A 20,904-nucleotide genomic window follows, 5' to 3' on the forward strand; every position below is an offset into this window, starting at 1 on the left:
GACATGGCATGCACGAGGGCATGCGGGAGAATGCCGCTATTGTAGCAGGCTGACCCGGCCCGGCCGGGATTTTTGTGTCGCCTGAAGGCTAAATCGTGAGGATTATTCATGTCTGGACGTCTTGATGGTCGTGTCGCGCTGGTCACCGGCGCGTCTTCGGGGATTGGCGAGGCCACCGCATTGGGCCTGGCCGAGGCGGGCGCCAAGGTCGCCATTGCCGCGCGTCGGCGCGACCGGCTCGAAGCATTGGCGGCGAAGCTGCAGGCGCTGGGCGCCGACCCCATCGTGCTGGTGGCCGATCTGGCCGACGAGCACGAAGCCAAGCGCATCGTGGCCGAGACGGAGGCGCATTACGGCCGCCTGGACATTCTCGTGAACAATGCCGGCGTGATGTATCTGGAGCCGGTGGAAGAGGCCGATCTCGGCCGCTGGCGCCGGATGCTGGAACTCAACGTGCTCGGCCTCATCGCCTCGACGCAGGCCGCGTTGCCCGGCATGCGGCTGCGTCGCGACGGCCACATCGTGAACATCTCGTCGACGGCGGGGCGCGTGGCCAATCCGAATGCGGCGGCGTATTCGGCCACCAAGTTCGGCGTGGTGGCGTTTTCCGAGGCGCTGCGGCGCGAGGTTTACCAGCACAACATCCGCGTCACGGTGATCGAGCCCGGCGTGGTGGAAACCGAACTGCGCGATCACATCGGCCACGCCACCACCAAGGACAACCTCAACGCCTGGGCCGACAGCATGCGCCAGCTGCAATCGGTGGACGTGGCCGAGGCCATCGTGTTCTGCGTGTCGCGTCCGGCGCACGTCAACATCAACGAATTGCTGATGCGCCCGACCGACCAGGAGCGTTGAGCCAGGCGCATTATGATGGGCGGGTTCCGCCCATCCGAAGGATTCACCATGACAGGGATCGAAACGATCTCCGAGCAGCGCTGCCACGGCGGCGTGCAGGGGTTCTACCGCCATCATTCGGATCGCTGCGGCGGTCCGATGCGCTTTGCGCTGTTCCAGCCGCCGCAAGCGGCGCAGGAAGCGTGCCCGGTGCTGTACTTTCTTGCGGGCCTCACCTGCACCGAAGAGACCGCCACCATCAAGGCCGGCGCGCAGCGCGTTGCGGCGGAGCTGGGCTTGATCCTGGTGATGCCCGATACCAGTCCGCGCCAGACCGGGCTGGAGGGCGCCACGGGCGATTGGGAATTTGGCGAGGGCGCGGGCTTCTATGTCGACGCCACGCAGTCGCCGTGGTCGTCGCGCTTTCGCATGCACAGCTACGTGGTGGATGAGTTGCCCGCACTCATCGCGCAGCACTTTCCGGCGGACATCGCGCGCAGCGGCATCACCGGTCATTCGATGGGCGGCCATGGCGCGCTCACCATCGCCTTGCGCCATCGCGACAAGTACCGTTCCGTCTCCGCCTTCGCCCCGATCGTCGCGCCCAGCCAGGTGCCGTGGGGACAGAAGGCTTTCCCGCGCTACCTGGGCGACGACGCTGCGACATGGGCGCAATACGACGCCTGCGAACTCGTGCGCAAGCAGCGTTTCGACGGCACCATCCTGATCGACCAGGGCGAAGCGGATGGTTTCCTCGCGACGCAGCTCAAGCCTGAGCTGTTCGACCAGGCCTGCGCGGAAGGCGGCCAGGCGCTGCTGTTGCGACGACACGCCGGTTACGACCACAGCTACTACTTCATCACCAGCTTCATCGACGATCATCTGCGTCATCACGCCTCGGCGCTGGGCCGCTCGTGAACGTGCTGCATCCGATCACCACGCAACGTACCGTGTTGCGGCTGGTGGAAGTGGCCGATGCGTGGAAACTGCTGCGCTATCGCGAGCAGAACCGCGAACACCTGGCGCCGTGGGAGCCGTTGCGTGATGACGCGTACTACACGCTCGATCACTGCGTGCAGACGCTGGCCGAATCGCGCGAAGCGGTGCGGCTCGATCGAGCCTATCCTTTCTTCGCGATGGATCTGTCAGGCCAGGAAGTGCTCGCCTGCGTCACCTTTGCCAATGTCGTGCGCGGCGCCTTCCAGGCCTGTCACCTGGGCTACAGCGTCGCGTTGCGGCGGCAGGGCCAGGGGCTGATGCAGGAAGTGCTGGAAACAGCGCTGCCGTGGGCGTTCCACCAGTTGGACATGCATCGGGTGATGGCCAACTACATGCCGCGCAACGAACGCAGTGGGCGCCTGCTGAAACGTCTTGGTTTCGAGCGCGAAGGCTACGCCAAGCGCTATCTGCAGATCGCCGGCGTGTGGGAGGACCATGTGCTCACGGCGCGCGTTCGCGAGCCGTGACCTGAGCAACGCGACGTCGCTCAGCCTTTGGTCGACGTAGCCGGCGCGGGCAACGCGGGGCGTACGCAGCGTGGCGGCATCCATTCGGTGGCGCCGGCAATGATGTCGCAACTCCACACCAGCGGGGCGTTGCCGCCGGTCGCCGAGTTGTCGAGAGGGGTGAGCAGAAAGACCGGGTCGGGTTCCGCGCCGGTGTTTTGCGTCGCGATGGTGATGCGCCCGGTTTCGGAGACATCGATCTTCGACGTATACGCATTGAGCGACGATGCGGCGTTGAAGCTGAGGTCGCCGGGCTTGAGCTGGCTCAGTCCGCCTCGCACGGTAGCGGCTTCCATCACCACCAGTTTCGCCGCTTCACCGGACTGCAGCGCTTCGTCTAGGTGCTGCGCGACGCGATGATTGCGCCAGGTGGGAATCGCTATGGTCGCGACCACCGCCACGATGGCGAGCAGTGCAAGGCCGATCATGATGGGCTTGGAACGTTCGCCGGGCATCTCGGTGCTCCTTTGCCGTGAGGGCGTGCGTACACCTTCGCATAGTTCGCCGACACGATGGCCAACGTCACGCGTCACGGTTCAGGAAATAGTGCGGGTCACGTGCGCAGCCCGACGGGCCGCTTGCAACTCTCGTGAAGCCTCGACGCCTGAGCGCGAGGCCTCACGATGCGGTCGTGCTTACGCCTTGGCGGCAGGACGGCCGCCGCGACGCTGACGCTTGCGGTTGCCTTCGGCCGGACGCTCGCCGCCGCCGAAGCCATGGCCCGAGGCATGACCATGCGGACGATGTGAGCCCTGCGGACGGCCGCCCTGGGGACGGGCCGGACGCGCCTGGCGCTGGCCCTGCACCGGACGCGGCGCAGCGGCATCGGTACGCAACGGATGCGACGGTTCGAAGCCCGGCACGTCGCTGAAGGCGATGTCCTGCTTGAGCAGCTTGCGGATGTCGCGCAGCAGGCCCGACTCGTCATGGCTCACCAGCGACACGGCCATGCCTTCGGCACCGGCGCGGCCGGTGCGGCCAATGCGGTGCACGTAGTCTTCCGCGACCATCGGCAGGTCGAAGTTGATCACGATGGGGAGCTGGTCGATGTCGATGCCGCGAGCCGCGATATCGGTGGCCACCAGCACGGTGACACGGCCGGTCTTGAAGTCGCTCAGTGCACGCGTGCGGGCATTCTGGCTCTTGTTGCCATGGATGGCGGCGGCACGCATGCCGGCGGCGCCCAGGAACGTCACCAGCTTGTCGGCGCCGTGCTTGGTGCGGCTGAACACCAGGGTCTGGCGGCGGCTGTCCTGCGACAGCACGTGCAGCAGCAGGTCGCGCTTCTTGCCCGCATCCACCGGATGCACGTGATGGGTGACGGTGGTGGCCACGCTGTTGGCCGGGGTCACCGACACTTCGCGCGGCTGATGCATGAACTGCATCGCCAGCGCCTTGATCGGGCCGGCAAAGGTGGCCGAGAACAGCAGCGTCTGGCGCTGCTTGGGCACGGCGGACAGGATGCGCTTCAACGCGGGCAGGAAGCCCATGTCGAGCATGCGGTCGGCTTCGTCGAGGATCAGCACTTCCACGCCGGACAGGTCCAGCGAGCGCTGCTGCATGTGATCGATCAGGCGGCCCGGCGTGGCGATGACCACGTCCACGCCGCGACGCAGCGCCTGCATCTGCGGGCCCATGCTGACGCCGCCGAAGATGGTGGTGCTGCTGACGCGCAGGTACTTGCCGTAGTCGCGCAGGTTGTCGTGCACCTGGGCCGCCAGTTCACGCGTCGGCGTGAGCACGAGGGCACGGGGGCGACGGGTCTGGGTGGCGCCGGCATTGGACAGGTGCTGCAACAGCGGCAGCGCGAAGGCGGCCGTCTTGCCGGTGCCGGTCTGGGCAGCAGCGAGCAGGTCGCCGCCTTCCAGTACAACCGGAATGGCCGCAGCCTGGATGGGGGTAGGGACGGCGTAGCCTTGGTCGGCAAGCGCGCGCAACAACGCGGGCGCTAGGCCCAGCGATTCGAAATTCATGGAAGCTCCAGAGCAACCCGGAGCGTTCGAATCGAACCGCGTTGCAAGTATCAAGTGGGGGAATAGGCACGACGGAAGGGTCGTGACAGCGAAGTATAGCGCAAATAAGAATTACCTGCCGGGTTTGCCAATTTGGCCTTGGAAAGCCCGGCCTGGCGCCGTTTCCCCAGGCCTAGGCCGGGCGTTCCGCCACCAGCAGGTAGCTGTCGAACGGCATCTTTCCATGCAGGGGCCGGATGTTCACCGCGAGACCGGCCGCTTCGAGCTGGCCGCGCAGTTCCTCGGCGCTGGGGTAGTGCTGGGCACCCACGCGCATCCAGCCACTGACGCTGAGGAAGAACTCCGAGACGCGGGTGAGGGCGTAACGCCAGCTGCGCTCGCGCAGCACGTTGCGGATCACCAGCAAACCGCCCGGGGCGAGATGGACGATGGCGTTCTCCAGCAGCGCGTGCTGGCCCTCGCGAGGCAGGTAGTGCAGCACGTCGAGCAGGGCCACATGGCCGCGGATCGGCTGCTGCGCGGTGCCATCGGTCTGGCGAAGGTGCAGCAGGCCGTCCAGACCCGACTGGCGCAGCGCACGGTTGCCCGCCTCGATCTTGCGCGGATCGCTGTCCACGCCCAGATAGCGCATCACCACGCCGCGCGCATGCAGGTACTGGCCGAGCAACCCGATGCCGCAGCCAATGTCCAGCAGCGGCATCGGCCGGTTCTTGATCAGCGCCTCGGTGGCTGCATAGGCAGGGTCCGCCGCCAGCTTGCCCTTTACGTAGCGGCGCTGGAGCCAGTGGTCGTAGGAGTTGGCGATGCGGTACATGGCGGCGTCCATGGTCGACATGTGAGCCCACTCCATGGCTGCGTGATGTGAAGGCGAGCATGCATTCAAACATCGGCGAGCGCCACTCCCGGCGATGGTCGCTCTTGCGCTGCGGCGATGGGGATGGTTCGCTTGGCGCCCTGCGTGCCGCGCGGGCGGTTCCCCTTTGGTCTGGATGGAGTTGTACATGTCGCCGTTCGCGCCCTTCCGAGAGCTCACCACCACCCAGCGGCACACCGTGCTGGCCAGTTTCTTGGGCTGGACGCTGGACGCGTTCGACTACTTCCTGCTGACTTTCGTGATCGTGGGCGTGGCGCAGGAATTCCACGTCGGCAATCAGGAAGTGGCGTTCGGTTTGCTGCTCACGCTGGCGGCGCGTCCGCTGGGTGCGCTGTTGTTTGGACGGCTGGCCGATCGCTATGGCCGGCGGCCGATCCTGATGCTCGACGTGATCCTGTTTTCCGTGTTCGAGCTGGCCACGGCGTTCTCCACCTCGCTCACCATGCTGCTGGTGTTGCGCTTCCTGTTCGGCGTGGCGATGGGCGGCGAATGGGGCATCGGCGCTTCGCTGGCGATGGAATCGATTCCGCCCAAGGCCCGCGGCGTGGTGTCCGGCCTGTTGCAGAGCGGCTATCCGGTCGGCTTCTTCCTGGGCGCGCTGGTGAACTGGCTGCTGGTCGATCACATCGGCTGGCGCGGCCTGTTCGTGGTCGGCGCCTTGCCGGCCTTGCTGGTGCTGTACATCCGCCGCAGCGTGCCGGAGTCGGAAGTGTGGAAGCAGGAGCGCGCGGCCAAGGACAAGAAGGGACTGCTCGAATCCATGCGTGGCCACTGGAAACTCGCCATCTATCTCATGCTGTTGATGATGGCGTTCAACATGTTCAGTCACGGCTCGCAAGACCTGTACCACACGTTCGAGGAAGAAGGCCTGCACCTGCCCACCGGCTCGGGCGCAGCCTTCATGCTGGTGGCGATGCTCAATCTCGGTGCGCTGGTGGGCGGGCTGTTCTTCGGCGCGTTGTCCGAGCGCATCGGCCGGCGCAAGGCCATCATCCTGGCCGCCTTGCTCTCCATCCCGGTGATCCCGTTGTGGATGTACGGCAGCACGCTGCCATTGCTGGCGCTGGGCGCGTTCCTGATCCAGGTGATGGTGCAGGGCGCCTGGGGCGTGGTGCCCACCCATCTCAACGAACTGGCGCCCGAAGGCATGCGCGGCACGCTGCCGGGCTTTGCCTACCAGACCGGCAACCTGCTGGCGGCGGTCACGGCGAACGCCCAGCTGTGGATCGCCAAGCAGCATGGCGGCAGCCTGGCCTTCGCCATGGCGGCCTGGATCGCCGCCGTGGCGGTCCTGCTGGCCCAGTTGGCCTGGGTTGGCCCGGAGGCGCGTGGCGTCCGCTTCGGCAGGGCGCACCCCGGCACGGGCGAGTAGCCGGCCGGACTGCTAGAATTCACGGTTTGATCCATCACGAGACACGCAATGAAGGCTGGCAAGGACAAGGTCATCTCGCTCCACTACACGCTGACGGTGGACGGTGAAAAGGTCGAGAGCTCCCTCGACCGCAACGAACCGCTGTGGGTTCTGCTCGGCCACGGCCAGCTGATCCCGGGTCTGGAAAAGGCACTGGAAGAGCACGAAGCGGGCGAAAACCTGCAGGTCGAAGTGGCCGCCGCCGAGGGCTACGGCGAGCGCCAGCCAGGCATGACCCAGCGCGTGCCGAAGAAGTACTTCCAGCAGGCTGCCAAGCTGAAGCCTGGCATGACCACGGTGCTGGCGCTGAAGGAAGGCGGCCACCGCGTGGTGGTGGTGGAGAAGGTGGGCATGACCACGGTCGACGTGGATCTGAATCATCCGATGGCCGGCAAGACGCTGAATTTCGACGTGACCATCAATGAAGTTCGCGATGGCACCGAGGAAGAGATTTCGCACGGGCATGCGCATCCGCCGGGTGCGGAAGCGCACTAAGGCGGTGAGCTTCCTTTTTCAGGAAGCGAACGGGCCTTTGAAAAAAGCCGCTCCCCACGGAGCGGCTTTTTCTTTGCTCGTCATTCCGGCGCACGCCGGAATCCAGTAGCGACCACACCCGGTTTTCGCGGGTGGCGGCAGAGCAATCTGTTCATCGCGAAAACCGCACCTCGCGTCTCCTGGATTCCGGCGTGCGCCGGAATGACCAGCAAAGGTGGCCGGCACCGGAATGACGAGCTGAAAACAACAACGGCACCTCGCGGTGCCGTTGTTGTCTGCGGAAGGGACGGCCAAATCAAACCAGCACAATCTCCACATCCACATTGCCACGCGTCGCATGCGAATACGGGCAGATATCACGATGGGCGGTGTCGACCAGTTCCTGCGCCACCGCGCGGTCGATGCCCGGCAGGTTCACTTCCAGCTTCACCGCGATGCCGAAGCCGGTCGGTTCGCGCGGACCGATGCCCACCTGCGCAGTCACCGAAGCATCCTTCAAAGCCACGTTCTGCTGGCGCGCGACGAAGCGCACGGCGCCTTCGAAGCAGGCCGCATAACCCGCGGCAAACAGCTGTTCCGGATTGCTGCCGTTGCCGCCCGGGCCACCGAGGCCCTTGGGCACGACCAGCTGCAGGTCGAGCACGCCGTCGTCGCTCTTGGCGTGGCCTTCGCGGCCGCCGTGAACGGTAGCGGTGGCGGTGTAGAGAATCTTGCTGATGTTCATGCTTCAGTCCTCGTTTGGGGAGAGTTGGATCTGTCGGGTGAGTCGCTTCAGTTCATCGCGCAGCGATTGCATCTGCTCGAACGGCAGCTGCATGCACTGGGCGAGACATTCGGGAATGCCGCTGGCCTTGTCGCGAAGGGCGAGGCCGGCGTCGGTAAGGCGGATGTCCACTTCGCGTTCGTCCTGCTGGCGGCGCTGACGGGTGATCAGGCCAGCGCTCTGCAGGCGCTTGAGCAGCGGGGTGAGCGTTCCGGAATCGAGTTGCAGGCGTTGGCCCAGTTCCCGCACGGTGAGCCCGTCCTGTTCCCACAGCACCAGCATCACCAGGTATTGCGGATAGGTCAGGCCCAGCGGTTCCAGCAGCGGCCGGTACAGCCCGGTTACCGAGCGGGACGCGGCATACAGTGCGAAGCACAGTTGCTGGTCGAGCAGGAGCTGGTCGGGGGTGGGTTGCCGTTTCATGAGATATATCCTAATTGCAAAATTAAATTGTGTACAATTTAATTTTCTGATCGCAGCGATAGGCGGCGCCTAAGACGGGTATCCGTGCAGGCTCTGGAGCGCCGGGGATGCCCCCGCCAGTTAATCGAGCAGGCGCTTGCCGAACTCGAAATGATCGCGCCAGTACGGGCCGTCGATATCGTCCAGCCGCACCGTGCCGCCGCTGTTCGGGGCATGCACGAACCGACCTTTGCCCACGTACACGCCGACGTGGCTGATGCCGCCCGATCCGCCGAAGAAGACCAGGTCGCCGCTGATCAGGTCGGTCATGGCGCGCACGCGCGAGCCGCTCATCTGGGACATTTCACGCGAGCTGTGGGGCAGGGCCAGGCCGGCCGCGTTGCGATAGATGTAGTCGACCAGCCCGCTGCAATCGAAGCCGCCATCCGGCGTATTGCCACCCCAGCGGTAAGGCGTGCCGACCAGCGCAATGGCCCGGAACAGCACGTCGTTGGCCGTGCCGGTGGCTCCGGCGGGAGCACGCGCCGGCAAGTTGGCCAGCGACGAGCGGGAATCCTTGTAGGTGGGCTCGGGGCGCCGGCTGTTGCTGGCGCAGGCCGCCAGCAGAAGCACGCTACCCACCAGCAGCGTGCGGCACGCACAGATCGCTAGCCGGCGATCGGTAGCCTCGGCGAACGTCAGGCGCATCTCGTATCCCTTTTGCTTGAGACGAGCCTGAGGTTATCAAATCAATAAGTTGGAAGAAAGTTCTAAGTGAGTGCTGGAAGTAAGCTCTGCATCGCTCAGGAGTCCGGCTTGCCCACCGTGACGCGACGCTCGCTGAGCTTGCGCCCTTCCCGGTCGCGGCTGGTGAATTTGTATTCGCCGGGCCACAGGTACAGCGAATTCATGATGTTGTCGACCAGCAGCACGTAACGGTCCGCGGGCACGGCGTCATCGCTCTCATTGGCGAAACGCGCCTCCACCACGCAAGGGAACTGGCGTTGGCACAGGTCACTGGAAATCACCCGCGTCTGCCGGGCGCCGCCCAGTTCCAGCCAGTGCGGGCGGCGCTGGTGGCCGGACGGCGGGAGGATCACGTCGATATCGTGGCGATCCGGATCGGACGCCCACACGCTGCCGTTCTGGCGGCTGATCAGCACCGACGGCCGCTCAACCGGGAAGGCGGCAATCAACTGGTTGTACATATCGGTTTTCGGCATCGGCCCGATATCGCGCCAACGCGTCTGATCGATCGACAGCGGGTCGAAGCCGGTCAATTCTTTCAATTGCATCGCCATCGGCTTGATGGTCTTGCCCAGATTGCCCACGGCCTTGTCGATGTGCGCGTATCCCGCATGCACGAACAAGCGCGCCTTGGGATCGTTCTTGAACACTTGCCGGTAGAGCATCTGCGCCTGGCCCGCCTCGCGATCGGCCAGGGCGTCCGCATCCGATTCATAGGCCACCACCTTGAAACCCAGCCGGATCGCTTCGCGGATGATCTGCCCATACAGCGGTTCATGCAGGTACTCGCTGCCGCTGGTCACGATGGGGTAGCCGCGCGACATCAGCTCCGTGTCGTTGTTGACCAGCGCTTCCGCGGCGAAATAGGTGAAGCCTTCGGCGCGCAGTTTCGGCAACAGGCTCAGGGTCAGTTCGCGCGTATGGGCGTCGTGGTGCGCTTCGTTGATCATCACGATGCGCCGGCCCGAGGCCAGTTTGGCGATCTCGGTGGCGGCGTCGGCGGGTGTCCAGTCGATCGGCGCAGGCAAGGTCACCGGTGTCTGCACGCGGTTGTCGAAGGGAAAGTTGTTGATGGCCTCGTCGTACAGGCCCAGCTCGCATTCCACAGTCGCCAGCAACTGCTGGTCGATCAGGCGATCTTCCCGGGTGAGCTGCAACATCACTTCGTGAAGGTACATGTAGCGCGCGAGGTCGTTCTTGATATGCGCGGTTTCCGCGAACAGATCGCGATTGACCGCCGTCGCGGACGAGGCCGTGGCCGGGCGCTCCGGGGTGGGCACCGTTTTTGCCGGCGCGGGAGCGGGCGGTGTGCGAGGTGCCTGCTGGGCCGGCGTGCCTGGCGCGCAAACCGCCAGCAGGGCGGCGAACACCGTCGCCAAACGCCATGGGGCCAACATCCTGCTGGACTGCTCTGACGTTCCCATCGCACTCATCCCTCGAGGTTAGGAGCGGGTCATGGCAACGCTACAATAGCCGGATGGATGCTTCACGCAGTGATGTGCTGATTCTCGGCGGCGGCGTCATCGGCCTGGCCTGTGCCTACTATCTGCTGAAGTCCGGAGCTACCGTGCGCATTTTGGAGCAGGGTACCCCGGGCTGCGGCAGTTCGCACGGCAATTGTGGAACGATCACCCCAAGCCATGCGGCGCCCCTGGCGATGCCGGGCATGCTCGGGGTGGCGTTGCGCTCGATGCTGCGGGCGGACGCGCCGCTGTACCTCAATCCGCGCCTCGACGGCCCGCGCCTGCGCTGGCTGCTGGGCTTTGCCCGGCGCTGCAACTGGCGCGACTTCGAGCGCGCGGCGCAGGCGCGTTCGGCGATCCTGCAGCGTTCGCGCGGACTGCTGGCGAGCCTGGTGCGCGATGAGCGGTTCGACTGCGAATTCGGCGAAGAAGGCGAGCTTTACGTCTACCGCGATCCACGGACACTCCAGGCCGACGAGCGCCATCACGCGCAGGTGCTCGATCGTCTTGGCGTGGCGGTGGAACGCCTGCGCGGCGACGAGGTGGAAGCGCGCGAGCCCGCCCTGAAACCTGGCGTGGCCGGTGGGCTGTTCCATCCGGGCGATGCGCGCCTGCGGCCCGACCGCTTTGCCGCCGAACTCGCCCAGCGCGTGCTGGCTATGGGGGGAGCGATCGAATCGGGCGCCCGTATCGACCGTTTCGGCCTGCAGGGCGATCGCATCGACCATGTGCGGACCACGCGCGGCGTGTTCAGCGGCGAGCGCATCGTGATGGCATTGGGTGCGTGGTCGCCGCTGGTGGCACAGTCGCTGGGCCTGCGTTTGCCCATGCAGCCGGGCAAGGGCTACTCGATCACCTATTCGCGTCCCTCGCTGGCGCCGCGCCATGCGCTGGTGTTGCGCGAAGCGGCGGTATGCGTGACCACCTGGGAAAGCGGTTTCCGGCTGGGCAGCACGATGGAGTTCTCCGGTTATGCCGAAGGCCTCAATCGCACCCGTCTCGATGCGCTGCGTCGCGGCGCAGCGCAGGGGCTGCATGTGCCCGAGGGTCCGGAGCTCAGGGAAGAGTGGTGGGGCTGGCGGCCGATGAGCGTGGACGAGGTGCCGATCATCGGCCCGAGTTCACGCTGGTCCAATCTCACGCTGGCCACGGCGCACGGCATGCTGGGCGTGAGCATGTCGGCGGCCACGGGCGAACTGGTGGCGTCGATGCTGCGTGGCGATGCGCCGTCCATCGATCCCACTCCCTATGCGCCGACGCGTTTCGGTGTGTGATCTTGACGCGGCCTGCTCGCAGGCTCGCTTAAGTTGAATGCAGCAACCTGGAGAGCGGCATGGCGGAAACGTTCGATCTGATCGTGTTGGGCGGCGGTTCGGGGGGATTGGCAACCGCATTCCGCGCCGCACGTCATGGCGCCCGCGTGGCCCTGCTCGAACCGGGTGCGCTGGGCGGTACCTGCGTCAATGTGGGTTGCGTGCCCAAGAAGGCGCTGTGGTTCGCCGGCCAACTGGCGCAGGAGCAACAGCTCGCGGTCGACTATGGTTTTGCGTCCGCGCCCGGCGCGCTCGACTGGGAACATTTCCGCCAGCTGCGCCAGCATTACATCGACGGCATCCGGCACCGATATGCGATGGGCCTGGAGGAAAGCGGCATCCAGGTGTACCCCGAAACGGGACGGTTCGTGTCCGCCAACACGATAGCCACTTCCTGCGGCGAAGAATTGCGCGCTCCGCAGATCGTGATCGCCACCGGCGGTCGACCGCGCCGCCTGGACATACCCGGCTTCGATCTGGGCATGGTGTCCGATGACATCTTCGCGTTGCGCACCTTGCCCAAGCGCATCGCGGTGATCGGCGCCGGCTATATCGCGATCGAATTCGCCGGACTGCTCAACGCGCTGGGCAGCGAGGTGACGCTGCACGTGCGCCATCGCATGCTCACCAGCTTCGATGCGGAACTGGTCGATGCGCTGGAGCAGCACATGTGCGACGCCGGCATCCGCATCACCAACCAGGTGAAAGTGACGGGCCTGCACCGCGATGGCGAAAATCTCATGATCGACGACGACGTCAATGGTCCCTGCGGTCCGTATGACGCCGTGTTGTGGGCGATTGGCCGCGAGCCCAACAGCGACCGGCTGGATCTCGATGCCGCCGGCGTCAATGTGGACGAAGACGGCCATATCGTCACCGACGCCTGGCAGGCCACCAACGTCGAAGGCATCTTCGCGGTCGGCGACGTCACCGAACGCCCCGAACTCACGCCGGTCGCGGTGGCGGCGGGCAGGCGGCTGGCCGACCGGCTGTTCGGCGGCAAACCCGACAGCCGGCTCGACTACGACAATATTCCCAGCGTCGTCTTCGCCGAACCGCCGCTGGCGATCGTCGGCCTCACCGAAGCGCAGGCGCGCGAATTCCATGGCGACCGGGTGCACGTCCACCGCGCGAAATTCACGCCGATGAAATGGGCCGTGGCCGGACGAAAACATCCCACCCTGATGAAGGTCGTCACCGAAGGCGACGACGAACGCGTGGTGGGCATCCACGTGCTCGGCACGGGCGCGGACGAAATGCTGCAGGGCTTTGCGGTCGCGCTGAAAATGGGTCTGCGCAAGCGGGATCTGGAAGACACCATTGCGATCCATCCGAGTTCGGCCGAAGAGCTCGTGTTGATCAACTGAGCGGGCCAACGTCGGCCTTCCCCGCGCCACGGTAAACTTCACGCATGACTGCCACTTACACGCTTTATCGCGGCACTGCGCCGCTGCTCATCAGCCTGCCGCACGACGGCAGCGATATTCCCGATGACATCGCCGCGCGCATGCGGCCCGACGCGCAGCGTTCGGTCGATACCGACTGGCATGTGGGGCGGCTCTACGAACCGCTGGCCAAGGCGCTGGGTGCGAGCGTGCTTCGCCCCGTGGCCTCGCGTTACGTGGTCGACCTCAATCGTCCCGCCGACGGCCATGCGCTGTATCCGGGCAAGCGCGAAACCGGCCTCGTCTCCACCATCGGCTTCAATGGCGAGCCGCTTTACCTCGACGGAGCTGAACCGACGGCGGAAGAAATACAACGTCGGGTAAATGCGTACTGGCGTCCGTACCACGACGCCTTATCGCAAGAACTTGACCGGCTGCGCGCCGAACACGGTCGCGTGGTGCTGTGGGACGGGCATTCCATCCGCAGCCGCGTGCCGATGTTGTTCGAGGGTCAGCTGCCCGACTTCAACCTGGGCACGGCCGAGGGCGCCAGCTGCTCGGCGGCCCTGCAGCAAAAGCTCAAGGACGTGCTGGAAACCCAGTCGCGCTATAGCTTCGTGGTCAATGGCCGCTTCAAGGGCGGCTACATCACGCGGCATTACGGCCAGCCCGCTACGGGCGTCCAGGCCGTGCAACTGGAGCTGTCGCAGATCAATTACATGGACGAAGACAGTTTCGCGTATGCGGAGGAGAGCGCCGCGCAGGTCCAGGAAATCATCGCGCGACTGCTGGCGCAATGCGTGGCGTAAGCGCAAAAAAATGCGACCGTTGTTAGGGTCTTGCATTGTCAAGACGCGAAGCGCGGAAATCGCGGATTCCTGCAGGAAAATGCCAGTTCCGGGCAGCTGGCAAACGTGCGATGTTTTAGCGGTCGCGTTGCCGGCTAACGGCCAGGCAGGCGGCACGAATATAGGCATTTCACGTCGAGGCTCATCATCATGCGCAAGTTCGCGATCGCTTCCCTGCTCGTAGCGGGTATGGCTTTCACCGGTTCCCTCCTGGCTCAGGACGCAGCCCCGCAGCCTGCGCCTGCTGCACCCGCTGCCGCCAAACCTGCGTCGGCCACGCCGGCTCCGGCGGCCAGCTCGTCGCACAAGCACAAGAAGAACAAAGACAACAACGGCCAGCCCAAGCCCAAGGGCAGCAAGTCCGCCAAGCGTACGGCCAAGTCGACGCTGCCGCAGACTGAAGCCAGTCACTAAGCGTTTCTTGAGAAAAAGCCCCGGCAGTCGCTGCCGGGGCTTTTTTTTGTACGCGTTGCGATCTTGTCCGTTTGCCCATCGTCTCCTCACCGTCATTCCGGCGCAGGCCGGAATCCAGTGCCTTCGGTCTCCGGTTTTCGTGAGGTCTACAAGCGGAACATGGTCCGAGGTCGCGACAATCCAACGTGTTCGCTACTGGATTCCGGCCTGCGCCGGAATGACGGCAAATGAGACGGCCGGCGAAGCAAGATTTTCAGCAGGCTTCTAGGCCTTTGGTGCGGCGATGCACTTCAGTTCGATGGCGATCGGCGTGGGCAAAGCGGTAATGCCCAGCGTTGTGCGGCAGGCGTCGACGCCGGCGAAATATTCCGCGTAAAGCTTGTTGTACGCCGAGAAATCGCGCGCCATGTCGGTGAGAAATACCGTCACGTCCACCAGGTCTTCCCAACGTGCACCGCTCGCTTCGAGCACGGCGCGCACGTTGGCGAACACCTGCCGGCATTGTGCCTCGATGTCGTAGCTCAGCAGCGTGCCGTGATCGTCGTACATGTTGCCGGGAATCGCGTTGTTGCCCGGCATGCGTGGCCCGACACCGGACAGGAACAGCAGCTCGCCCACGCGCCGCGCATGCGGATACGCGCCCACCGGCGCCGGTGCCTGCTCGGTGCGGACGACGTCGCTCATCGATTGAACTCGGGAATCGTGCCCAGGCGCTGCATGGCGTGCTCGTAGGCGGGCTTCAGACCTTCGCGCGAACTCACGTGCATGCCCAGGTCGTTCACGTGTCCGTCGAACAGGCTGTAGCACCACGCGTGCACGGAGAGCTTCTGGCCGCGCTCCCAGGCGTCCATCACCATGGTGGTGTGGCAGACGTTGACCACCTGTTCCATTGCATTGAGTTCGCATAGGCGGGCATTGCGAAGATTCATCAGGTCGATCGAGGTGAGCAGCTGCTTGTGCTTTTGCGCGACGTCGCCGACATGGCGCAGCCAGTTGTCGACCAGGCCTAGGCGTCGATCATCGAGCACTGCCTGCACGCCGCCGCAACCGTAGTGTCCCACCACCAGGATGTGCTCGACCTTGAGCACGTCGACCGCGAACTGGATGGTGCTCAGGCAGTTGAGGTCGGTGTGCGACACCACGTTGGCGACATTGCGCTGCACGAAGATGTCGCCCGGCGGCAGATCCACGATCTGGGTGGCCGGCACGCGCGAATCGGAGCAGCCGATCCACAGATACTTCGGCGCCTGCTGCTGGGCAAGACGCTCAAAGAAGCGCGGGTCCTGTTCGACCATGGCAGCGGACCACTGGCGGTTGCTGTCGAGCAGATTCTGCAGGGGACTTTTCACGATGGCGTTCTCACTTCAATAGCGAATGCAGATGTTCTTGGCCTCGGTGAAGAAGCGCAGCGCTTCCGTACCGCCCTCGCGTCCGAGGCCTGATTGTTTGCTGCCGCCGAACGGCGTGCGCAGGTCGCGCAGCAGCCAGCAGTTGGTCCACACGATGCCGAAATCCAGTTGCGCGCCGAAACGGTGCGCGCGCGACAGGTCGCGCGTCCACACCGAGGCGGCGAGGCCGTAGCCGGTGCCGTTGGCGATGGCCAGCGCTTCGGCTTCGTCGTCGAACGGTATCAGCGTGACCACCGGTCCGAAAATTTCCTGCTGGTTGGTGGCGGCGTCGTTGCCCAGTCCTTCGATCACCGTGGGTGCGATGAACCAGCCGTCGGCGCAACGGCCTTCCACCTTCACCGACTCGCCGCCGCAGAGGATGCGGCCGCCTTCGTCGCGCGCGGTGGCGATGCAGCCCATCACCTTGTCGAAGTGTTCGCGCGAAACCAGGGCGCCGAGATCGCTGCCGCGTTCGTTCGGGTCGCCCACGCGCAACGCTTGCACGCGGGTGAGATAACGCTCGCGGAAGCTGTCGTAGATGGATCGCTGGACCAGCAGGCGCGAACCGCACAGGCAGATCTCGCCCTGGTTGGCGAAGCCCGAACGCACGATGGTGTCGAGATTGGCGTCGCTCAGGTCAGCGTCTTCGAACACTACGGCGGGGTTCTTGCCGCCCAGTTCCAGCGACACCTTCTTGAACTGCGGCGCGGCAACGGCGGCGATCTGTGCGCCGGTGCGCGTGCTGCCGGTGAAGGACACGGCCTTGACCACCGTGTGCTCCACGATGGCCTGTCCCACGCTGGGGCCACGCCCCTGCACGATGTTGAACACGCCCGGCGGGAAGCCTGCCTCGATGCTCAGTTCGCCGAGCAGCGCCGCCGTGCAGGGCGTGATCTCCGAAGGCTTGGCCACCACCGTATTGCCCGCGGCCAGCGCCGGCGCGATTTTCCAGGTGAACAGGTACAGCGGCAGGTTCCACGGACTGATGCAACCGACCACGCCGAGCGGCTGGCGCAGCGTGTAGTTGATGGCGCCGGTTTCCATCGCGTGCGACTCGCTGCTCCAGCCCATGATGGCGGACGCGAAGAAACGCAGGTTGGAGACGGCACGGGGAATATCGAGGCTGCGCGCCTGGCTCAGCGGTTTGCCGCTGTCACGCGATTCCAGCGCCACGAACTCGTCCATGCGCGCTTCGACCAGGTTGGCCAGGCGGTGCAACAGGTTGGCTCGCTGCTCGGCTGGCGTGGCGGCCCAGCTTGCGGCGGCGCGGTGCGCGGCGGCGACGGCATCGGCAACGTCATCGGCAGTGGAGTCGGGACAGTGTGCGAAGACCTGGCCCGTGGCCGGCTCGAACACGTCCAGCCAGCGATCAAGACGCGGCGCCTGAAGGCGGCCGTCGATCAGGTTGGCGAGGCGCAAGGTAGGCATCTGCGCAAGCTTAAGGCCTGGGGCCGCCAATTGCACCGGACGCGGGCGTATGCGTGAGTGTCTCGGGGGCGTGGTCTTTCTGTAGGAGCCAACCTTGGAATCAGCTCAACGAACGAGTGCGCCCGCCATCCACCGCGATGCTGACCCCGTTGACGTACGCGGCAGCCGGCGTGCAGAGGAAGGCAATCACGGCAGCGACCTCGGCCGCGTCGCCGAAACGGCGCGCGGGCACGGTGGCGAGCATGCCCTTGGCGATCTCGTCCGCGCTGCGGCCGCTGCTCTCCTGGGCGGCCAGCAGGCTGTCCAGCCGTGCGGTGCGCGTGTAGCCGGGCAACACGTTGTTGACGGTGATGCCGTCGGCCGCCAGTTCGCCGGAAAGCGTCTTGGCCCAGCTGGCCACTGCCCCGCGCACGGTGTTGGATACGCCCAGGCCGGCGATGGGTTCCTTCACCGAGGTGGAAATGACGTTGACGATGCGGCCATAACTGCTGGCGCGCATGCCCGGCAGCAGCGCCTGCACCATTACCTGTCCGGCCAGCAGGTGCTGGCGGAACGCCGTTTCGAACGCTTCCTCGGTCGCCGTGTGGGCGGGGCCGCCCGGCGGTCCGCCGGTGTTGTTGATCAGGATTTCCAGCGGATGGTCCGCCACGATATCCGCCAGCGCCTCGCGCAGGCGGTCGGTCTGCAGCATGTCCACCGCAAACCAGCGATGTTGCTGGCCATGCTTGCGCGGGAGCGCATCCGCCACGGTCTTCAGTACATCGGCCGAGCGGGAGAGCAGGGTGACGCTGGCGCCCAGTTCGGCCAGCTCGATGGCGCTGGCGCGCCCGATGCCCTGCGACGCGCCGCATACCAACGCGTGACGTCCGCTCAAATCCAGCTGCATGACACGCTCCTCGAATGGCGTTGGAACTAGCGGGCGGTGTACTGCACAGCGAGCGCGCCGAACCAGCACAACCAGGCCGCCCACAGACTGTAGCGCCAAGTCAGGCGCCAGCGCGTGACGGCTTTGTCTTCCAGCGCAGGGAGCACCGGCGAACGCAGGGCCAGCTGCAGGCGAATCCAGGTGCGGATCGCGTTGGTCGGCTTGCCGTCGGCCTCGGCGATGATCTTCCACTCGTTCGGATGCCGGCGGCGCAGCAGCGAAGCAATGCGGTACTGCGAGCCGAAATGCAGCAGGAAGCAGGCCACGCCGGCGAGAAGAAGCGAAAGGTAGATTTGCAGCATGCCGTGCCTGTAGTGGGTAACGACCCCGGCGCGAACTCAGCCCTTGGCTGAAGTGTTCGCCGCCGGCGTGGTGTCGTTGTTGCTGGAATTCGTGGGGGTGGGCGTGGGCGTGGCCTTGGTCGCGTCGGACTTGCCGGCATCGTTGCCCAGGCCCGGCAGCGGAATCGCTTCGCGCAGCGTGCTCAACACGCCATTGCCCTGTTCGGGCTTGGCGCAGATGGCGTTGTTCACGGCGTCCTGATAGGTCTTGTCCATCATGCCGATCCACACCGTGCCGTCCGGGCCGTGCGGCACCTTGAACGAACCGGCCGCCGCCATCTTCACCGGGGCCTCGGCCGAGAACGCGGCCGGCGACTGTTCCCAGTAGGTGCTGCTGGACTGCTGCTTGGCCGAGCTGTACAGCACCAGATAGCGCGCGCGCTTGTCGGTGATGTCCACGCTGCCGAACGCGCCGGTGGTGGCATCGGTCCAGCCCATGTGTTCGCACAGGCTCACGTCCTTGCTGGCGATCGGCTGGAAGGCGTCATCCAGCACCACCACCGTGGGCGCGAACAGGTAGCTGGCGCGCAACCAGCGCCCGTTCAATTCCGATTTCACCGCCACGCGATACGGCACCTGCGATTCGCGCGGCAGGCTGAAGCTGAGGAAGTAACTGCGGTCGCCGTTGAGATTGACCACCATGCTGCCGGGGCCCAGGGCGAATTTCTTCGGCTGCCAGGGCAGGGCATCCTGGTAGGAGAAGTCCGCAAAGGTGGTGCAGCAGGGCGTGGCCTGCTGCAAAGCGTCCTTCGCCTGCTTGAGGCCGGCATCGGAGGTCTCCGGCGCGCGAAAATTGGGCGGCACCAGATCTTTCACGCTGTGGCAGCCGCTCACCAGCACGGTGAGCGCGAGCAGGGCAGTGGCAGTGATCAGTCGAGAGCGCATGAGGGAACCGTCGATCAGAATTCGGCCGTCCCCGCCGCACGCGGGAAGGGGATGGCATCGCGGATGTTGGAAAGGCCGCACACGTACACCAGCAGGCGTTCGAAGCCCAGGCCGAAGCCCGCGTGCGGCACGGTGCCGTAACGGCGCAGGTCACGGTACCAGCCGTACGTGGCGGGATCGAGACCGAATTGCTGCATGCGGCGGTCGAGATAGTCCAGGCGCTCTTCGCGCTGCGCACCGCCGATGATCTCGCCGATGCCCGGGGCGAGCACGTCCATTGCGGCGACGGTCTTGCCGTCGTCGTTGAGGCGCATGTAGAACGCCTTGATCTGCTCGGGGTAGTTCATCACCACCACCGGGCGGCCGACGTGCTTCTCGGCGAGATAGCGCTCGTGCTCGGTCTGCAGGTCGATGCCCCAGGCGACCGGGAATTCGAACTTCTGCCCGGACTTCTTCAGGATCTCGACCGCCTCGGTGTAATCGATGCGCTCGAACGGTTCGGCAATAAAGGCTTCCAGACGGCTGATCGCATCGGGCTGCACGCGCTCGGCGAAGAACGCCATGTCGTCCTGACGCTCGTCCAGCACGGCCTTGAAGATCGCCTTGAGGAAACCTTCGGCGCAGTCGGCGTTGGCGTTGAGGTCGGCGAAGGCGATTTCCGGTTCCACCATCCAGAACTCGGCCAGGTGGCGCGGCGTGTTGGAGTTCTCGGCGCGGAAGGTCGGGCCGAAGGTGTAGACCTTGCTCATCGCCAGGCAGTAAGCCTCGACGTTGAGCTGGCCGGACACAGTCAGGAAGGCTTCGCGGCCGAAGAAATCCTTGCGGAAATCGATCTTGCCATCCGGCGTGCGCGGCAGGTTGGCCAGGTCCAGGGTGGACAGACGGAACATGTCGCCGGCGCCTTCCGCATCGGAGGTGGTGATGATCGGCGTATTGATCCAGAAGAAGCCCTGCTCGGTGAGCCAGCGGTGGATCGCCGTCATCATCGTGTGGCGCACGCGGGTCACGGCGCCGAACAGATTGGTGCGCGGGCGCAGGTGGGCCACTTCGCGCAGGAATTCCATCGAGTGCTGCTTGGGCTGGATCGGATAGGTTTCCGGATCGTCGACGAAACCGGTGACGATGACGTCCGTCGCCTGGATCTCGAAGCTCTGGCCCTTGCCCTGCGAAGCGACCAGGGTGCCAGTGACGATCACACCCGCGCCGGCGGTGAGGTGCTTCACCTCGCTCTCGTAGTTGGACACCTCGCTGGTGACCACGGCCTGGATGGGGTCGAAGCAGGAGCCATCGCTCACATTGACGAACGACAGGCCCGCCTTGGAATCGCGCCGGGTGCGGACCCAGCCGCGCACGGTCACGGTGCTGCCGGCAACGATGCTGCCGGAAAGAGCCTGCTTCACGCTCGATAGAATCGGGCTAACCGCCGTCATTGGATTGAAACTCCTGCTGAGTGCCGCATATCGGCACGTAAGACGAACCCTGTATCATAAACGACGGGTCGTTCAGG

23 protein-coding genes are annotated in these 20,904 nt (G+C 65.3%); 9 read left to right on the forward strand and 14 right to left on the reverse strand.

Going from position 1 to position 20,904, the window contains the following annotated elements:
- The first annotated feature begins 108 nt into the window (after positions 1 to 108).
- The 3 genes from ISP20_RS06200 to rimJ are packed head-to-tail and all read left to right on the forward strand — an operon-like array spanning position 109 to position 2,303.
- Positions 109 to 858: an SDR family NAD(P)-dependent oxidoreductase gene (locus ISP20_RS06200; RefSeq protein ID WP_204635197.1), complete on the forward strand. Its 750-nt coding sequence runs from the start codon at positions 109 to 111 to the stop codon at positions 856 to 858.
- Positions 859 to 906: 48 nt separating this feature from the next.
- A complete protein-coding gene (fghA, locus tag ISP20_RS06205) occupies positions 907 to 1,755 on the forward strand; it encodes an S-formylglutathione hydrolase (protein ID WP_239535391.1) in 849 nt (282 codons plus the stop codon).
- On the forward strand, positions 1,752 to 2,303 hold the full coding sequence (gene rimJ, locus ISP20_RS06210; RefSeq protein ID WP_204635198.1) for a ribosomal protein S5-alanine N-acetyltransferase: 552 nt from the start codon (positions 1,752 to 1,754) through the stop codon (positions 2,301 to 2,303). The genes fghA and rimJ overlap by 4 nt, the downstream gene beginning before the upstream one ends.
- A 20-nt stretch (positions 2,304 to 2,323) precedes the next feature.
- Here rimJ and ISP20_RS06215 read toward each other — a convergent pair whose 3' ends face one another.
- The 3 genes from ISP20_RS06215 to ISP20_RS06225 all read right to left on the reverse strand — a co-directional run bounded on the left by ISP20_RS06215 (position 2,324) and on the right by ISP20_RS06225 (position 5,150).
- Entirely contained in the window at positions 2,324 to 2,797 is a 474-nt protein-coding gene (locus tag ISP20_RS06215) for a hypothetical protein (protein ID WP_204635199.1), read from the reverse strand.
- Between the two features lie 180 nt (positions 2,798 to 2,977).
- Positions 2,978 to 4,315: a DEAD/DEAH box helicase gene (locus tag ISP20_RS06220; protein ID WP_204635200.1), complete on the reverse strand. Its 1,338-nt coding sequence runs from the start codon at positions 4,313 to 4,315 to the stop codon at positions 2,978 to 2,980.
- A gap of 172 nt (positions 4,316 to 4,487) precedes the next feature.
- Entirely contained in the window at positions 4,488 to 5,150 is a 663-nt protein-coding gene (locus ISP20_RS06225) for a methyltransferase domain-containing protein (RefSeq protein WP_239535393.1), read from the reverse strand.
- Between the two features lie 166 nt (positions 5,151 to 5,316).
- Here ISP20_RS06225 and ISP20_RS06230 point away from each other — a divergent pair, with 166 nt between their 5' ends.
- Together ISP20_RS06230 and ISP20_RS06235 are read left to right on the forward strand one after the other, a co-directional pair.
- Complete coding sequence (locus ISP20_RS06230; protein ID WP_204635201.1) at positions 5,317 to 6,561, forward strand: MFS transporter; 1,245 nt, start codon at positions 5,317 to 5,319, stop codon at positions 6,559 to 6,561.
- A gap of 48 nt (positions 6,562 to 6,609) precedes the next feature.
- On the forward strand, positions 6,610 to 7,095 hold the full coding sequence (locus tag ISP20_RS06235) for an FKBP-type peptidyl-prolyl cis-trans isomerase (RefSeq protein ID WP_204635202.1): 486 nt from the start codon (positions 6,610 to 6,612) through the stop codon (positions 7,093 to 7,095).
- A 295-nt stretch (positions 7,096 to 7,390) separates the two neighbouring features.
- Here ISP20_RS06235 and ISP20_RS06240 read toward each other — a convergent pair whose 3' ends face one another.
- From ISP20_RS06240 to ISP20_RS06255, 4 genes are all read right to left on the reverse strand, one after another.
- Positions 7,391 to 7,819 carry an organic hydroperoxide resistance protein gene (locus ISP20_RS06240; protein ID WP_204635203.1) on the reverse strand — a complete coding sequence of 143 codons (429 nt, stop codon included), beginning with the start codon at positions 7,817 to 7,819 and terminating at the stop codon, positions 7,391 to 7,393.
- Positions 7,820 to 7,822: 3 nt separating this feature from the next.
- Entirely contained in the window at positions 7,823 to 8,281 is a 459-nt protein-coding gene (locus ISP20_RS06245; RefSeq protein WP_204635204.1) for a MarR family winged helix-turn-helix transcriptional regulator, read from the reverse strand.
- 120 nt (positions 8,282 to 8,401) lie between these two features.
- A complete protein-coding gene (locus ISP20_RS06250) occupies positions 8,402 to 8,968 on the reverse strand; it encodes a C40 family peptidase (RefSeq protein WP_204635205.1) in 567 nt (188 codons plus the stop codon).
- A 95-nt stretch (positions 8,969 to 9,063) separates the two neighbouring features.
- The gene (locus tag ISP20_RS06255; RefSeq protein ID WP_204635206.1) at positions 9,064 to 10,404 is read right to left on the reverse strand and encodes a hypothetical protein; all 1,341 of its coding nucleotides are present in this window, start codon (positions 10,402 to 10,404) and stop codon (positions 9,064 to 9,066) included.
- A gap of 80 nt (positions 10,405 to 10,484) precedes the next feature.
- Between ISP20_RS06255 and ISP20_RS06260 the strand changes: the two genes are divergently transcribed.
- From ISP20_RS06260 to ISP20_RS06275, 4 genes are all read left to right on the forward strand, one after another.
- Positions 10,485 to 11,744, forward strand: a complete 1,260-nt coding sequence (locus ISP20_RS06260; RefSeq protein ID WP_204635207.1) for an NAD(P)/FAD-dependent oxidoreductase — start codon at positions 10,485 to 10,487, stop codon at positions 11,742 to 11,744.
- Between the two features lie 59 nt (positions 11,745 to 11,803).
- A complete protein-coding gene (gorA, locus tag ISP20_RS06265; protein WP_204635208.1) occupies positions 11,804 to 13,150 on the forward strand; it encodes a glutathione-disulfide reductase in 1,347 nt (448 codons plus the stop codon).
- A 44-nt stretch (positions 13,151 to 13,194) separates the two neighbouring features.
- Positions 13,195 to 13,977, forward strand: a complete 783-nt coding sequence (hutG, locus tag ISP20_RS06270; RefSeq protein WP_204635209.1) for an N-formylglutamate deformylase — start codon at positions 13,195 to 13,197, stop codon at positions 13,975 to 13,977.
- 189 nt (positions 13,978 to 14,166) lie between these two features.
- Positions 14,167 to 14,430 carry a hypothetical protein gene (locus ISP20_RS06275; protein ID WP_204635210.1) on the forward strand — a complete coding sequence of 88 codons (264 nt, stop codon included), beginning with the start codon at positions 14,167 to 14,169 and terminating at the stop codon, positions 14,428 to 14,430.
- A 264-nt stretch (positions 14,431 to 14,694) separates the two neighbouring features.
- On the opposite strand, the gene ISP20_RS06280 is transcribed toward ISP20_RS06275, so the two are convergent.
- The 7 genes from ISP20_RS06280 to asnS form a co-directional block, all read right to left on the reverse strand.
- Positions 14,695 to 15,114, reverse strand: coding sequence for a RidA family protein (locus ISP20_RS06280; protein WP_204635211.1), 420 nt, complete (start codon positions 15,112 to 15,114; stop codon positions 14,695 to 14,697).
- The gene (gene can / locus ISP20_RS06285) at positions 15,111 to 15,779 is read right to left on the reverse strand and encodes a carbonate dehydratase (protein ID WP_204635212.1); all 669 of its coding nucleotides are present in this window, start codon (positions 15,777 to 15,779) and stop codon (positions 15,111 to 15,113) included. Before can ends, ISP20_RS06280 begins: the two co-directional genes overlap by 4 nt.
- Positions 15,780 to 15,794: 15 nt before the next feature.
- The gene (locus tag ISP20_RS06290) at positions 15,795 to 17,246 is read right to left on the reverse strand and encodes an aldehyde dehydrogenase (protein ID WP_204635213.1); all 1,452 of its coding nucleotides are present in this window, start codon (positions 17,244 to 17,246) and stop codon (positions 15,795 to 15,797) included.
- A gap of 100 nt (positions 17,247 to 17,346) precedes the next feature.
- Positions 17,347 to 18,132 (reverse strand): SDR family oxidoreductase, encoded by a 786-nt coding sequence (locus ISP20_RS06295; RefSeq protein ID WP_204635214.1) that lies wholly within the window; start codon positions 18,130 to 18,132, stop codon positions 17,347 to 17,349.
- Between the two features lie 26 nt (positions 18,133 to 18,158).
- On the reverse strand, positions 18,159 to 18,473 hold the full coding sequence (locus ISP20_RS06300; protein ID WP_204635215.1) for a hypothetical protein: 315 nt from the start codon (positions 18,471 to 18,473) through the stop codon (positions 18,159 to 18,161).
- Between the two features lie 36 nt (positions 18,474 to 18,509).
- Positions 18,510 to 19,397, reverse strand: coding sequence for a MalM family protein (locus tag ISP20_RS06305; RefSeq protein WP_204635216.1), 888 nt, complete (start codon positions 19,395 to 19,397; stop codon positions 18,510 to 18,512).
- A 14-nt stretch (positions 19,398 to 19,411) separates the two neighbouring features.
- Positions 19,412 to 20,827: an asparagine--tRNA ligase gene (gene asnS, locus ISP20_RS06310; protein ID WP_204635217.1), complete on the reverse strand. Its 1,416-nt coding sequence runs from the start codon at positions 20,825 to 20,827 to the stop codon at positions 19,412 to 19,414.
- Between the last annotated feature and the right edge of the window lie 77 nt (positions 20,828 to 20,904).

This window comes from Dyella kyungheensis (assembly GCF_016905005.1).
GTDB lineage: Bacteria > Pseudomonadota > Gammaproteobacteria > Xanthomonadales > Rhodanobacteraceae > Dyella > Dyella kyungheensis.

Excerpts from the sequence above, each read along its gene's own strand:
- ISP20_RS06200 (WP_204635197.1), top strand. The coding sequence starts at position 109 with ATGTCTGGACGTCTTGATGGTCGTGTCGCGCTGGTCACCGGCGCGTCT.
- fghA (WP_239535391.1), top strand. The coding sequence starts at position 907 with ATGACAGGGATCGAAACGATCTCCGAGCAGCGCTGCCACGGCGGCGTG.
- ISP20_RS06215 (WP_204635199.1), bottom strand. The coding sequence starts at position 2,797 with ATGCCCGGCGAACGTTCCAAGCCCATCATGATCGGCCTTGCACTGCTC.
- ISP20_RS06220 (WP_204635200.1), bottom strand. The coding sequence starts at position 4,315 with ATGAATTTCGAATCGCTGGGCCTAGCGCCCGCGTTGTTGCGCGCGCTT.
- ISP20_RS06225 (WP_239535393.1), bottom strand. The coding sequence starts at position 5,150 with ATGTCGACCATGGACGCCGCCATGTACCGCATCGCCAACTCCTACGAC.
- ISP20_RS06230 (WP_204635201.1), top strand. The coding sequence starts at position 5,317 with ATGTCGCCGTTCGCGCCCTTCCGAGAGCTCACCACCACCCAGCGGCAC.
- ISP20_RS06235 (WP_204635202.1), top strand. The coding sequence starts at position 6,610 with ATGAAGGCTGGCAAGGACAAGGTCATCTCGCTCCACTACACGCTGACG.
- ISP20_RS06240 (WP_204635203.1), bottom strand. The coding sequence starts at position 7,819 with ATGAACATCAGCAAGATTCTCTACACCGCCACCGCTACCGTTCACGGC.
- ISP20_RS06245 (WP_204635204.1), bottom strand. The coding sequence starts at position 8,281 with ATGAAACGGCAACCCACCCCCGACCAGCTCCTGCTCGACCAGCAACTG.
- ISP20_RS06250 (WP_204635205.1), bottom strand. The coding sequence starts at position 8,968 with ATGCGCCTGACGTTCGCCGAGGCTACCGATCGCCGGCTAGCGATCTGT.
- ISP20_RS06255 (WP_204635206.1), bottom strand. The coding sequence starts at position 10,404 with ATGTTGGCCCCATGGCGTTTGGCGACGGTGTTCGCCGCCCTGCTGGCG.
- ISP20_RS06260 (WP_204635207.1), top strand. The coding sequence starts at position 10,485 with ATGGATGCTTCACGCAGTGATGTGCTGATTCTCGGCGGCGGCGTCATC.
- gorA (WP_204635208.1), top strand. The coding sequence starts at position 11,804 with ATGGCGGAAACGTTCGATCTGATCGTGTTGGGCGGCGGTTCGGGGGGA.
- hutG (WP_204635209.1), top strand. The coding sequence starts at position 13,195 with ATGACTGCCACTTACACGCTTTATCGCGGCACTGCGCCGCTGCTCATC.
- ISP20_RS06275 (WP_204635210.1), top strand. The coding sequence starts at position 14,167 with ATGCGCAAGTTCGCGATCGCTTCCCTGCTCGTAGCGGGTATGGCTTTC.
- ISP20_RS06280 (WP_204635211.1), bottom strand. The coding sequence starts at position 15,114 with ATGAGCGACGTCGTCCGCACCGAGCAGGCACCGGCGCCGGTGGGCGCG.
- ISP20_RS06290 (WP_204635213.1), bottom strand. The coding sequence starts at position 17,246 with ATGCCTACCTTGCGCCTCGCCAACCTGATCGACGGCCGCCTTCAGGCG.
- ISP20_RS06295 (WP_204635214.1), bottom strand. The coding sequence starts at position 18,132 with ATGCAGCTGGATTTGAGCGGACGTCACGCGTTGGTATGCGGCGCGTCG.
- ISP20_RS06300 (WP_204635215.1), bottom strand. The coding sequence starts at position 18,473 with ATGCTGCAAATCTACCTTTCGCTTCTTCTCGCCGGCGTGGCCTGCTTC.
- ISP20_RS06305 (WP_204635216.1), bottom strand. The coding sequence starts at position 19,397 with ATGCGCTCTCGACTGATCACTGCCACTGCCCTGCTCGCGCTCACCGTG.
- asnS (WP_204635217.1), bottom strand. The coding sequence starts at position 20,827 with ATGACGGCGGTTAGCCCGATTCTATCGAGCGTGAAGCAGGCTCTTTCC.